The organism is Arthrobacter sp. 10N44_2, assembly GCF_056394385.1.
This window is the reverse complement of sequence record NZ_JBFTHT010000005.1, coordinates 43,481-56,365: the sequence shown is the minus strand read 5'-3', so window position 1 is coordinate 56,365 and position 12,885 is coordinate 43,481. Positions and strand designations below refer to the sequence as shown.

The following is a 12,885-nucleotide window of genomic DNA, read 5'->3' as shown; positions in this document are numbered from 1 at the left end:
GGCGGGTTCTCCCGACCAGAGTAGCCGGGTCCCGGAACGCGGAGTGTGGTGCAATTCCACCCGACCAGCGTGCCGGCGGGGCAGAACGTCCTTGCCGCGGAGACGGCGGGTGCTGACCGCCCTCTCCCCGGCATTCGACCGGCGCGGCCGTTATCGTTGCGTTAACTTCTTGACTACAAGGCGCGAATGCGTCACGCTTCATAGCATGCCCTCACCAACGCGCTCAACGAGGAGCCGAACCAAGAACCCCGGATCGCAGTCCGCCCTCCGGCATTTGAACCAGCAGCGGATCATCGAATGCCTCCTCGCGGGCCCGTCCACGCAGGCGGAACTGGCCCGCCAGACCGGGCTTTCGACAGCCACGGTCTCGAACATCGTCAAAATCATGCAGGACGCCGGGCTGGCCTCGACTGAACCGATTACCAGTTCCGGGCGGCGCGCCCTGAACGTCCGGCTCAACAGCAACGGGGCCGTCGCCGTCGGAATCGACTTCGGCCGGCGCCACCTGCGCGTCGTGCTGGCCTCGCTGAGTTACCACGTGATCGCCGAAGAGTCGGTCCTGCTGCCCTTGGGCCATCACGCCGAGGAAGGCATCCAGGCCGCCGTCGGCGTGCTGGACCGGCTGCTCACGGACAGCGGTGTGGAACGCAGCGCCCTGGTGGGTGCCGGCGTCGGAATTCCCGGCCCGATCGACCGCCGCACCGGCACCGTGGCGCAAGGCGCGATCCTGCCCGAATGGGTGGGCATCAACATCCTCAAACGCCTCGAGGAAGCGCTGGAACTCCCCGTCTTCGTGGACAACGACGCCAACCTGGGGGCCCTCTCCGAGGTCACCTGGGGGCCGCACAGCGGCATCAGCAACCTGATGTTCCTCAAGATCGGCTCGGGCATCGGCGCGGGGCTGATCCTCAACGGCGTCCCGTACTACGGCAACGTGGGCATCACCGGCGAAATCGGCCATGCCACCATCCACGAGCACGGACTGATCTGCCGCTGCGGGAACCGCGGCTGCCTGGAAACCATCGCCTCCACCACCACCATGATCGAGCTCCTGAGCCGCGGCGAGGACCGGCCGCTCTCGCCCGGGGACATCGTTCGCAAGGCCCTGGAGAAGGACTCCGCCACGCTCCGTGTCGTGGACGACGCCGGGCTCGCCGTCGGGCGCGCGCTGGGCAACGTGGCGAACCTGATCAACCCCGAGGTCATTGTGGTCGGCGGCCCGCTGGCGGGCCTTGGCCAGCTGCTGCTGGACCCGATCCGGCGCGGCCTGATCCGCCACGCGGTGCCGGTCATAGGCGAAACAACCACCCTCACGATGTCGTCCCTGGGCGACCGGGCCGAGGCCCTCGGGGCCACGGCTTTGGTCTTCCAGCACGCCGGAATCCGGCGAAACTAACCATTTCGTTATGTGGCTGTTGCGTTAAAGACTTGACGACAAGGGCTGTGATCCAGTTTACTTTTCCATCAGACGGCCCTGCGGTTTGCAGGGGCGGACAACGAAGTCATGCATTGGAGGCGTAAGGGCAGATGACGTCCCTCAACACGCACAGTGATCCGCTAATCCTCGAGATGCGATCCATCACCAAGGAGTTCCCCGGCGTTAAAGCTTTGGCCGATGTGAGCCTGCGGGTGAAGGCCGGCGAGATCCACGCCATCTGCGGTGAGAACGGCGCCGGGAAATCGACCCTGATGAAGGTACTCTCAGGCGTGTACCCCTACGGCACGTACACCGGGGACATCGTTTACCAGAACGAAGTCCAGGAGTTCAAGGACATCAGGGCCAGCGAGCACGCCGGCATCGTGATCATCCACCAGGAACTCGCGCTTATCCCCGAACTGTCGATCATGGAGAACATCTTCCTCGGCAACGAGCCCACCAAGCGCGGCGTGATCGACTGGGCCGAGGCCCGGACCCGGTCCACCGAACTGCTGGCCCGCGTGGGGCTGCGCGAGGACCCGGACACCCCCATCAAGGAGATCGGCGTCGGCAAGCAGCAGTTGGTCGAGATCGCCAAAGCCCTGAACAAGTCGGTCAAGCTCCTGATCCTGGACGAGCCCACGGCGGCGCTGAACGAGTCCGACTCCCAGCACCTGCTGGACCTCATGCTGGGCCTCAAGGGCCGCGGAATCACCTCGATCATCATTTCGCACAAGCTCAACGAGATCGAACAGATCGCCGATGAGATCACGATCATCCGCGACGGCAAGTCGATCGAGACCCTGAACGTCAAGGCCGACGGCGTCGACGAGGACCGCATCATCAAGGGCATGGTGGGCCGGACCCTGGAATCCCGGTTCCCGGACCACGAGCCGAAGATCGGCGATGTCCTCTTCGAGGTGAAGAACTGGAACGTCGGGCACCCGCAGATCCAGGACCGCCTGGTCTGCAAGAACTCCAGCTTTTTCGTCCGCCGCGGCGAGATCGTCGGGTTCGCGGGCCTGATGGGCGCCGGACGCACCGAACTGGCCCGGTCCGTGTTCGGGCGCTCGTACGGCCGCTTCATCTCGGGCCATGTCTACAAAGAAGGCAAGGAACTGCAGCTCAAGAGCGTCCGCCAGGCGATCGACGCCGGACTCGGCTACGTCACCGAGGACCGCAAGTCCCTGGGCCTGAACCTGCTGGACGACATCAAGGCCACCACGGTCTCGGCAAACCTACGCAAGATCAGCAAGAACTTCGTGGTGGACGCCAACAAGGAATACGCCGTCGCGGAGGAATACCGGAAGTCGCTGCGGACCAAGACGCCCTCCGTGGAGGAAGGCGTCGCAAAGCTCTCCGGCGGCAACCAGCAGAAGGTTGTGCTGGCGAAATGGATGTTCACCGACCCGGACGTGCTGATCCTGGACGAGCCCACCCGCGGGATCGATGTCGGGGCCAAGTACGAGATCTACGGCATCATCCAGAAGCTGGCCAACGAGGGCAAGGCCGTGATCGTCATTTCCTCGGAGCTGCCCGAGCTGCTGGGCCTCTCGGACCGGATCTACACGATTTTCGAAGGCGCCATCACCGGCGTGCTGAACAAGGACGAAGCCAGCCAGGAAAGCCTCATGAAACTCATGACGTCCGCCCGCAAGACCGCTTGACCCTTTGGGACAAACCAGAACAATCCGAACACCCCGGACACAAGGACTGAAACAATGAACGCGCTCAAGAAGCTCTTTGGCGGCAACACCCGCCAATTCGGCATGATCTTCGCCCTGGTTGCGCTGATCGTGTTCTTCGAGATTTTCACGGAGGGCCGCACGCTCACATCGGGCAACGTCATCAACCTCTTCAACGGCAACTCCTACATCCTGATCCTCGCCATCGGCATGGTGCTGGTCATCATCGCCGGGCACATCGACCTCTCGGTCGGTTCCGTCGCGGCCTTCGTGGGTGTCTGCGTGTCACTCTTCATCCGCGACTGGGGCCTGCCCTGGTACATCGGCGTCCTGATGGGGCTGGGACTCGGCGTCCTGATCGGGGCCTGGCAGGGATTCTGGGTGGCCTACGTCGGCATTCCCGCGTTCATCGTGACGCTGTCCGGCATGCTGATCTTCCGCGGCGCCAACCAGTTCGTCGGCAAGTCGAACACCATCCCGGTCCCGGCGGATTTCCAGTACATCGGCTCCGGCTACCTGGCCGAGTTCGGCCCGAAGACCGGCTACAACAACCCCACCATGCTGATCGGCCTGCTCGCCGTAGCGTTCGTAATCTTCAGCGAGATCCGGTCCCGCCGCAACGCCAAGAAGCTCGGCGCCGAGGTCCCTGAAGCCTGGGTCATGGTCCTCAAACTGGTGCTGGTCTGCGGCGCCATCCTCTACGCGACGTACCTCTTCGCCACCGGCCGTCCGGGCACGTCCTTCCCGGTTCCGGGCCTGATCCTCGCCGTCCTCATCATCGTCTACGGCTTCATCTCCTCCAAGACCGTCATCGGCCGCCATATCTACGCGGTCGGCGGCAACCGCCACGCTGCGGAGCTCTCCGGCGTCCAGTCCAAGAAGGTCAACTTCCTGGTCATGATGAACATGTCCTTCCTGGCCGGCCTCGCCGGCATGATCTTCGTCGGCCGCTCCACCGCCTCGGGACCGTTCGACGGCGTCGGCTGGGAATTGGACGCCATCGCGGCCGTCTTCATCGGCGGCGCCGCGGTCACCGGCGGCGTGGGCACCGTGATCGGCTCGATCATCGGCGGCCTGGTCATGGCCGTCCTGAACAACGGCCTGCAGCTGCTCGGCGTCGGCGCCGACCTCACCCAGATCATCAAGGGCCTCGTGCTCCTGATCGCCGTCGCCTTCGACGTCTACAACAAGACCCAGGGCAAGAAATCGATCGTCGGCATGCTGATGAAGAACTTCGGCCGCAGCAGCGAGATCAAGGCCGACGAGACCACCCAGACCACAGAGGTCATCTCGAGGGGCATCTGACCCCCTCCCCCGGTTCCCCAACCCCACAGTTCTCCGCACACCACCAAAAGAAAGTGAACCAAGCAATGCGAATGATTGGTAAAGCAGGAAAGGCAGCAGCAATCGCTGCTATTGCGGCACTGGCGCTGACAGCCTGCGGCCGTTCCGACACCGGAACCACCAGCGGTTCCTCCACTGGAGGCGAAGCATTCCCGAAGGGATCCGCGATCGGCGTCGCTCTCCCCCAGAAGACCTCCGAAAACTGGGTCCTGGCCGAGCAGCTGTTCAACGACGGCCTCACCAAGGCCGGCTACAAGCCGGACGTGCAGTTCGCCAACGGCGGCGTCTCGGAGCAGCAGAACCAGATCAGCGCCATGATCACCAAGGGCGACAAGCTCATCATCGTCGGCGCCATCGACGGTGCACAGCTGGGCACCCAGCTCCAGCAGGCCAAGGACGCCGGCGCAACGATCATCGCGTACGACCGTCTGCTGCTGAACACCCCGAACGTGGACTACTACGTGGCCTACGACAACTTCAAGGTCGGTGAACTCCAGGGCAAGGCGCTGCTGGACGGCATGAAGGGCAAGAAGCCGGAAGGCCCGTACAACATCGAGCTCTTCGCAGGTTCCCCTGATGACGCCAACGCGAAGGTCTTCTTCGACGGCGCCATGAGCGTCCTGAAGCCGAAGATCGACGACGGCACCCTCAAGGTCCTCTCCGGCCAGACGAGCTTCGAGCAGGCTGTGACCCAGGGCTGGAAGGCAGAGAACGCCCAGAAGCGCATGGACACCCTGCTCGCCGGAACCTACGGCACCGCCCCGCTTGACGGCGTGCTGTCCCCGAACGACACTCTGGCCCGCGCGATCCTGACCTCCGTCAAGGCCGCCGGCAAGCCGCTTCCGATTGTCACCGGCCAGGACTCCGAGGTTGAGTCGGTCAAGTCCATCATGGCGGGCGAGCAGTACTCCACCATCAACAAGGACACCCGCGCGCTCGTTGAGCACTCGATCGTCATGGTCAACGACGTTCAGGCAGGCAAGACGCCTGAGATCAACGACGACAAGTCCTACAACAACACGGTCAAGGTTGTTCCCGCCTACCTGCTGGAACCGGTCATCGTCACCAAGGACAACGTCCACACGGCGTACGAGAACGATCCGGTCCTCGGCCCGATCACCAAGCAGTAGTTCCTTATCTGGCGTCCGGTTCACCGGCCGCGCCAGAGCACAGAGCCCCGGCTCTCCCGCAAGGGAGGGCCGGGGCTCTTGCGTTGGCCGTGATGCGCTGGCGGTGGTCCGCCGGCTGGGACCTTGGCGGTGACCTTGCCTGCGGCGAGGCGCTTCACAGCGGAGACATAGCTTTGCGGGGAGGTTCGCACAGCGGCCCGTACCACTGTGGGACCAGCGCCGGGCATCGGGTCCGGCAGGAGATACCCCAGAGACACCCAAGAAAACTAGGAGCACCGTGAGCGTTCTTGCCCGGAGTGTAGGCAACGCCTTTCGAAACAAGGTCAGGACCGCCGCTGTGGTGGCGGTGCTGGCCGTAGCCATTGGGCTTGCCCTGGCCATGCTCGTGGCCAACCAGGCCGTCACCGGCAAGGTTGCCGAGCTGAACGCCTCGGTGGGCACGGTCCTGACCGTGAACCCGGCCGGCGGCCAGGGCTTCGAGGGCGGCGGCGAGCCGCTGACCTCGGCGCAGGCAGCGACGGCGGCGGCCGTCCCCAACGTCAGCAGCGTGGTCGGCACCAAGGCCCTGCGCCTGCGCAACGCCGCTGACATTGCCGCCGAGGCCGCGTCAGGACGGACAGGCCAAGGCGGCCCCGGCGGCCAGTCGGCCACCTCCGTCACCACGAGCCTCACGGCCGCCGTCGACGCCGGCACCCTCGGCAACCGTAACCAAGCCAGTACCGGCGCCTCCGGAAGCAGCACCTCGGGCAGTACCGGCAGCACCGCGCAGGCCGCGCCGGCGTTCTCGCTGCCCATCACGGCAACGGGCATCGGCGCCGAGGTGGACTCCACTGGCAAGGCCCTGCAGCTGACGCAGGGCACCGGCCTGGGCAACTACACCGCCGCGTCCACCGGCGCCCTGCTGGGCACCACCCTGGCCACCAAGAACGGCCTCAGCGTGGGCTCGACGTTCACCATCGGGGACCAGAGCTTCACCGTCCGGGGGCTGTTCGACGCCGGGACCGCGTTCGGCAACAATGCGCTCTACGTGACGCTGCCGACCGCCCAGACCCTCGCCGCGCTCCCGGACGAACTCTCCACCATGATCGTCACGGTCAACAGCATGGAAAACGTCGACGCCGCCAAGACCGCCCTGCAGGCGGCATTGGGCTCCGACAAGGCCGACGTCACCCAGGGCCAGCGGAACCTTGAGACCGCCGTCAACTCGCTGGACAGCGTCAAGAACATTTCCTTCATCGCCTTCGTCGCGGCCCTTGGCACCGCCGGCCTGATCATCCTCCTGATCATGGTCATGCTGGTCCGCGAACGACGCCGCGAGATCGGTGTCCTGAAGGCCATCGGCGCCCCGAACCGCACCATCGGCCTGCAGTTTGTGCTGGAGGCCCTCGTGCTGGTGGCCCTGGGCAGCGTGGTGGGCGCCGCCGTCGCCTCCCTCGCCAGCGGCGGCATCGCCAGCGCCCTCATCAGTTCAAGCAGCAGCACGAGCGCGGCGGCCACCGGCCAGCGCGGCGGCGCTGGCGGCTTTCCCGGGGGCGGGTTCCCGGGCGGGGCGGGCGGACCGCTGGGCGGGGCCAGCCAGCTGCTGACCTCCGTGACGGCGAGCGCCTCCCCCGGCGTCATCGCCGCGGGCATCGCCGCAGTTTTCGGCGTCGCCATCATCGGCGCGCTCGTCCCGGCCCTGCTCACCGCCCGCATCCGTCCCATCGAAGTCCTCCGAGGAGAATAGCCATGATCGAAGTCAAGAACCTGGTCCGCACGTTCAAGTCCGGCGACCGGACCATCAAGCCGGTCAACGATGTCAGCTTCGAGCTGGAGCAGGGCACGCTGGCCTCGATCGTGGGCAAGAGCGGCAGTGGCAAGAGCACCCTGCTCTCCTTGCTCGGGGCGCTGGACAAGCCCACCAGCGGCGACGTGGTGGTCAACGGCGTGAGCCTGGCCAGCATGCCCGACGGGAAACTGACCAACTACCGGCGCCGGGACATCGGCTTCGTGTTCCAGCAGTTCAACCTGATCCCGAACCTCTCGGCCGTGGACAACGTGATGCTGCCGATGGAATTCGCCGGCGTGCGCAAGGCGGCGCGGGCCGAGCGGGCCCGGCAGCTGCTCGAACAGGTCCAGCTCGATCCGGAGAAGCACGGGCGGCGCATCAACCGGCTCTCCGGCGGCGAGCAGCAGCGGGTGGCGATCGCCCGGGCGCTGGCGAACGAACCCAAACTGATCCTGGCCGATGAACCCACCGGCAACCTGGACGAACAGACCGGCGAGCACATCATCGAGCTGCTCAGCACGCTCAGCCGGGACCACAACACCACCATCCTGGTGGTCACCCACGACCGTGCCCTGGCCAACAAGACGGACCGGCGCTTCCGGCTCCAGCAGGGCCGGCTCACGGAGGAAACGGCCCGGACCCGTGCGACGGCGGCCCTGACCGGCTGAGGACCGGCCGGCTGCGGGGACTTCGGCGGCGGGAGCTGCGGGCAGGCCTTGGGGGCCCACCCGCAGCTCCGGCGTCGAGCCGCCGGGGCTGAACTTCGTGAGACTGGATCTCCGCGTCGAACCTCCGCCATGCCAGGGCCGTCAACACCGCGGCCCGCCCGCCCCTGGGTGAGAAGATGGCATCATGTCTGCCCTCATCGCAAAGCCGTGGCTGTTCAGCCAGCCGGACCAGGACCCCCGCACAGCCACCGGTGCCAGGCTGCGCTGGGGTGTCATCGCCACCGGCGGGATCGCCGCTTCGGTCACACGCGACCTTGGGCTGCTGGCGGATGCGGAACTGTACGCCGTCAGCTCCCGCACACAGGCGGCCGCGGACGCGTTCGCGGCCGACTACGGCTTTGTCCACGCCTACGGTGACCAGGACGGCGCCAGTGGCTATGCCCGCTTGCTCGCCAATGACGCCGTCGACGTCGTCTACGTCGCCACCCCGCACGCCCACCATCACAAGATAGCCCTCGCCGCCCTCAACGCAGGCAAGCACGTGCTGTGCGAGAAGGCCCTCACGATCAACGCCCGGGAAGCAGCCGAGCTGATCGCGGCGGCCCGGACCAACGGAGTCTTCCTGATGGAGGCGGTCTGGAGCCGGTTCCTGCCCAGCATGCAGCGGGCGTTCGAGATCGCTGCCTCGGGCGAGATCGGCGAGGTGAAATGGGTCGGCGCCGACCTCGGCTTTCCGGCGCCGTACTCGCCCGGTTCCCGGCTTTGGGCGCCCAAGGACGGTGGCGGCGCCCTGCTGGACATGACGGTCTATCCCCTGCTCTGGGCGCTCGGCACCCTGGGGTTCCCGCAAACGGTCAGCGCCACCGGCTGGCTGAACGACGACGGCGTCGACGCCCAGAATGCGTTGACGCTCGGTTACCACCACGGCGCCCAGGCCCAACTGACCTCGTCATTGATGGCCTATGGCCCCCGCACGGCCACCGTCGCCGGCACCAAGGGCTACCTCCAGAGCCCCGGCTCCATCAACAACCCGAAGGAACTGCTGGTCCGGATCGGCTTCGAGGGGCCCCGGACGGAGCAGTTCACCGTGGTGGGACGTGGCTACACCTACGAGCTCCGGGAGGTCACGCGGTGCATCCAGCAGGGCCTCACCGAGAGCCCTGTCATGCCGCTGGAGGACTCCCTGAACACCATGCGGCTTTTCGACGGCGTACGCGCGCAGCTCGGCGTGAGCTACCCCAACGACGCCCACTAACCGCCTCGCATTTTCCACGCCCCAGGCAACGGACCCGGCGCATTCCAAGTGTCTCGGTATGCCTACAGTTTCGGCCCCGCTCTGGACTCTCCTGTTGGGGCCGACTTACCCTGTAGGCAATTGTCCAGTCTTCCGGGAGCGGGGGTGCGCGCATGGATCCTGCAGCAGCGTCCTCCCGCGCGGGCCGCACCTTGCGCCCCCTGCGCCCCTTGCGCCGCGTGCTTTTGGCCGCCGTCGCCGGCGCCGCGTGGCTGACATTGACCTGCACGGCCGCGCAGGCGGACGACGCCTGCGCGTTCCACGGGACAGCCGTCGACGCCGGGGAGAGCACGGCCGCCGCCTCCTGTACGGACGCCGACGACCTCCCTGTTCCCTCCCTCGACGGCGTGGTCTCCGTGGACATCCCTGCGGTCCCGGCGGGCACCTGGGCGGCGGGCGCTGTTCCGGGGCCGGGAGTAGCTTCCGCGGACGTCGTTCCTGCCGACCCGAACGGGCCCGCGGACACCGCCCTTGACCCGGCGGTTCCCGACGCGCCACCGCCCGCCCCTGGGCCGGCGGCACCGGACCCGGCGCTCCCCTCTCCGGCGCTCCCTGACCCTTCGCTCCCTGCGCCGGCACTCACCCCGCCGGCAACCGGGCCTGTGGTGGACCCTGCGGTTCCGGTCCCCGGTGTTGTTCCGCCGGTGGTGGACCCTGCGGTTCCGGTCCCCGGTGTTATTCCGCCGGTGGTGGACCCTGCGGTACCGGCTCCAGCACCTTCGTCGCCCGGCGACCCGGCGGCCCCGGCTCCGGATCCAGCAACTCCGCTCCCCGGCGACCCGGCGGCCGGGCCACCAGACGGCGTCGTTCCAGGCGGCGACGTCGCGGCGGGATCGCCTGCGGGGACGCCGGCCGCTGTCGATGGCGAATCGGCACCGGCGGGCGCCGCAAAAGCGACCGCCGTCAACTCAGCACCGGCTGAACCGCCGGCGCCTGCTCCCACCGGCACCGTGGCGGCCCGTCCCTTCCCGGCATCTCCTTCCCCGGGTGCCATGGTTGCCTATCCCGCCTTGCTGATCCCTGAACCCCGGGGCGCGGCAGCTGTCCAGTCCGGCGCTGCCCCGCCGGCCAAGGCCCCTGCCGGGACCGGTGAACCGCCGGCTCCCTCCGGCAACCCGGGTCCGGGCCCATGGCATGGCGGAACGGGACTGCCTGCGCCTGACGCACTCCCGCCGGCTCCGGGCTCGGGGTCCGGCAGCGGGCACTCCGGCGGCGGGCCTGCCGGAACGGCTGCGTGGATGCCCAGCCTGGTCTTCTACGTGCCCACCATCGGGGCCGACGCCATCGGCGGACCGCTCCAGCACGAGTACGCAGCCGTTAGCGCTGATCCCGGTTCTTCTCCTGACTAGTCGGGCCGTCTCTGCCTCCACAGAGCACGGCCCGTCGGGCTGCCTTCGCCGCCCGCCAACAGTCACCCAGGAGAATCCCCCATGGACACGACCGTCCACCGCCGGGCTTCCGGCACCCCATTTCCCGCCGGCCTGACCCTCTCAGCGCCCGCCCACCCCGAGCGTTCCGGTCCGCAGCCGAGGCCCGGCTGCAAGCCCCGCCCGCCCTAGCGCATGCCACCGCTCCCATCAAGGTCCTGTACCGCCGGAGCAAGGTCGTTGGGTCCGCTGGGGGACCCAACGGCATGCTCCGGCGGAGGGGCGTCCGCGGGTGGGCGTCCGGTGAGGGAAGACGCTTCGGCGCCGGGACCGGAGGTCCCCCACACACCACGCGGACCGCAATCAGATACCCGTACCCGTATCATTCTTTAGGAGCGCCGCCGGGGCGCACACGAAAGGTACGGGGACAGCGTGGACAGTTCGCCCAACAGCATCATGGCGGAGCCCCTGGGCGGCCGCTATCAGCTGGGGGAGGTGATTGGCCGGGGCGGCATGGCATCGGTCTACACGGCCAAGGACCTGAACCTTGGCCGGGACGTTGCCCTGAAACTCTTTGCACCGCAATCGGCGGATCCTGACGAGCTTCGCCGCCAGGAAGCGGAGATCGAACTGCTGGCGACCCTGAATCATCCAAGCCTGGTGACGCTGTTCGACGCCGGGACGGACACCCGGATTCCCGAGGAGCCCCGGCCCTTCCTGACCATGGAGCTCGTGGACGGCCAGGATCTGCGGACCCGGATCCGCCACAGTCCCCTGCCGCTGGCCGAGTTGGCCGTGGTGGGCGCCGGGATCGCCGATGCCCTCGCCTACGTCCACGGCCTCGGCATCGTCCACCGGGACATCAAGCCCGCCAACATCCTCCTGGTGCCGGTCCGGCCGGGAGAGCCGCTTCGGCCCAAGCTCACAGACTTCGGCATCGCCCGGATCATCGACGGGACCCGGCTGACCGCCACGGGAACCATGGTGGGAACCGCCGCCTACCTCAGTCCCGAACAGGCCCGCGGTGCCGACCTCGGTCCGGCGAGTGATATCTACTCGCTGGGCCTGGTCCTGCTCGAATGCCTCAAGGGCGAGGTGGAGTACCCGGGCAGCGCCGTCGAATCCGCCGTGGCCCGCCTGCACCGCGCCCCCGTCATCCCGGACGCCGTGCCCGAGGAGTGGGCCCGGCTCATCCAGGCCATGACCGTCCTGGACCCGTTGGACCGCCCCGCGGCCGCCGATCTCGAGGCAGCTTTCCGTGTTGCCCTCGTTTCCCCCGGATCGCTGCCGGGACCGGTCACAACGGAATCCACCCGGGTCCTCCCGGCCCCGCCGGCAAGGCGGCCCCGCCCACCCAGGCCCGGAGCCGCAACGGCTGGGGCGTCGAGAACACGCCCCCTGAACCCGCTGGACCCGGATGCCCTGCCGCTGCGGCCGCGCCGCCGCCGCTCCGCGTCGCGCGGGGCCGCATGGTTTCTCCGGGCCCGGCCCCGCACCCGCGTGGCCGTGCTGCTCGCCGTGCTGGCAGTCCTTGCCGTCGTGGCGACGATCGCGGTCGCCCTGTCCGCCCCCGCGGCGCCCGACGTCGTCCCCTACCCCACCGTCACCGGACCGCTCGGCGATCACCTGAGGGAACTGCAGAAGGGTGTGGACCCATGAGCGATTCGCGAACCGCCGGGCAAGACCGCGGCCGGGTGAGGTATCGGGTGTCCGCAAGCCTCCTCGCCGGACTGCTGGCCGCCGGGGCTTTGGCCGGTTGCGGCTCCCCCGCCCCCGAACTGGGCAGCGGCGCGGCCCGGCAACTTCAATCCGAAGTCTTGGCTGTCAGCCAGGCTGCAGCCGCCAACGACCCGGAGGGTTCCCTGAAGCACCTTGACGAGTTGCTGACCCGGCTGGATGCCGTCGCCGCGAGCGGCGAGGTGTCCTTCAGACGCCACCAGAGCATCAAGTCATCGATTGACGCCGTCCGGGCGGACCTTACCGCGCAGCAGGCGGCCGAGGCGGCCCGGAAGGCTGCGGAAAAAGCAGCGGCTGACAAAGCGGCAGCCGACAAAGCAGCGGCTGAAAAGGCTGCCGCGGCTCAGGCAGCAGCCCAGGTCGCTGCAGCGCGGACGGCCCCGGCCGCCGTCGCCCCGGCCCCGGCCAAGGCCGCCACCGGGAAATCGAAGCACAAGGGCAACGGCAAGGGCTGACCCCGCAGCCCTCCCCCGCC

At 67.9% G+C, this 12,885-nt stretch carries 10 protein-coding genes; all 10 read left to right on the top strand.

The genetic code is table 11. The features are described from left to right. The first annotated feature begins 205 nt into the window (after positions 1-205). The 10 genes from AC1DBX_RS07680 (at position 206) to AC1DBX_RS07635 (ending at position 12,865) form a co-directional block, all read left to right on the top strand. The gene (locus AC1DBX_RS07680; RefSeq protein ID WP_028277321.1) at positions 206-1,396 is read left to right on the top strand and encodes an ROK family transcriptional regulator; all 1,191 of its coding nucleotides are present in this window, start codon (positions 206-208) and stop codon (positions 1,394-1,396) included. A 131-nt stretch (positions 1,397-1,527) separates the two neighbouring features. Continuing rightward, entirely contained in the window at positions 1,528-3,084 is a 1,557-nt protein-coding gene (gene mmsA / locus AC1DBX_RS07675) for a multiple monosaccharide ABC transporter ATP-binding protein (protein WP_476849130.1), read from the top strand. 54 nt (positions 3,085-3,138) lie between these two features. Then, positions 3,139-4,407 carry a multiple monosaccharide ABC transporter permease gene (mmsB, locus tag AC1DBX_RS07670; RefSeq protein ID WP_476849131.1) on the top strand — a complete coding sequence of 423 codons (1,269 nt, stop codon included), beginning with the start codon at positions 3,139-3,141 and terminating at the stop codon, positions 4,405-4,407. Positions 4,408-4,472: 65 nt separating this feature from the next. Next, a complete protein-coding gene (locus AC1DBX_RS07665; RefSeq protein ID WP_476849132.1) occupies positions 4,473-5,576 on the top strand; it encodes a substrate-binding domain-containing protein in 1,104 nt (367 codons plus the stop codon). A gap of 277 nt (positions 5,577-5,853) precedes the next feature. Continuing rightward, positions 5,854-7,302, top strand: a complete 1,449-nt coding sequence (locus AC1DBX_RS07660; RefSeq protein WP_476931468.1) for an ABC transporter permease — start codon at positions 5,854-5,856, stop codon at positions 7,300-7,302. Between the two features lie 2 nt (positions 7,303-7,304). Beyond that, complete coding sequence (locus AC1DBX_RS07655; RefSeq protein WP_476931467.1) at positions 7,305-8,012, top strand: ABC transporter ATP-binding protein; 708 nt, start codon at positions 7,305-7,307, stop codon at positions 8,010-8,012. 184 nt (positions 8,013-8,196) lie between these two features. After that, entirely contained in the window at positions 8,197-9,267 is a 1,071-nt protein-coding gene (locus AC1DBX_RS07650; RefSeq protein WP_459384147.1) for a Gfo/Idh/MocA family protein, read from the top strand. Between the two features lie 152 nt (positions 9,268-9,419). Beyond that, positions 9,420-10,655 carry a hypothetical protein gene (locus tag AC1DBX_RS07645; protein ID WP_476931466.1) on the top strand — a complete coding sequence of 412 codons (1,236 nt, stop codon included), beginning with the start codon at positions 9,420-9,422 and terminating at the stop codon, positions 10,653-10,655. Between the two features lie 474 nt (positions 10,656-11,129). Further along, positions 11,130-12,332 carry a serine/threonine-protein kinase gene (locus AC1DBX_RS07640; RefSeq protein ID WP_476931525.1) on the top strand — a complete coding sequence of 401 codons (1,203 nt, stop codon included), beginning with the start codon at positions 11,130-11,132 and terminating at the stop codon, positions 12,330-12,332. Beyond that, positions 12,329-12,865, top strand: a complete 537-nt coding sequence (locus AC1DBX_RS07635) for a mucin-associated surface protein (RefSeq protein WP_476859179.1) — start codon at positions 12,329-12,331, stop codon at positions 12,863-12,865. Before AC1DBX_RS07640 ends, AC1DBX_RS07635 begins: the two co-directional genes overlap by 4 nt. Positions 12,866-12,885: the final 20 nt, after the last annotated feature.

Coding starts and splice junctions, on each gene's coding strand:
- AC1DBX_RS07680 (WP_028277321.1), top strand. CDS start 206: ATGCCCTCACCAACGCGCTCAACGAGGAGCCGAACCAAGAACCCCGGA.
- mmsA (WP_476849130.1), top strand. CDS start 1,528: ATGACGTCCCTCAACACGCACAGTGATCCGCTAATCCTCGAGATGCGA.
- mmsB (WP_476849131.1), top strand. CDS start 3,139: ATGAACGCGCTCAAGAAGCTCTTTGGCGGCAACACCCGCCAATTCGGC.
- AC1DBX_RS07665 (WP_476849132.1), top strand. CDS start 4,473: ATGCGAATGATTGGTAAAGCAGGAAAGGCAGCAGCAATCGCTGCTATT.
- AC1DBX_RS07655 (WP_476931467.1), top strand. CDS start 7,305: ATGATCGAAGTCAAGAACCTGGTCCGCACGTTCAAGTCCGGCGACCGG.
- AC1DBX_RS07650 (WP_459384147.1), top strand. CDS start 8,197: ATGTCTGCCCTCATCGCAAAGCCGTGGCTGTTCAGCCAGCCGGACCAG.
- AC1DBX_RS07645 (WP_476931466.1), top strand. CDS start 9,420: ATGGATCCTGCAGCAGCGTCCTCCCGCGCGGGCCGCACCTTGCGCCCC.
- AC1DBX_RS07640 (WP_476931525.1), top strand. CDS start 11,130: ATGGCGGAGCCCCTGGGCGGCCGCTATCAGCTGGGGGAGGTGATTGGC.
- AC1DBX_RS07635 (WP_476859179.1), top strand. CDS start 12,329: ATGAGCGATTCGCGAACCGCCGGGCAAGACCGCGGCCGGGTGAGGTAT.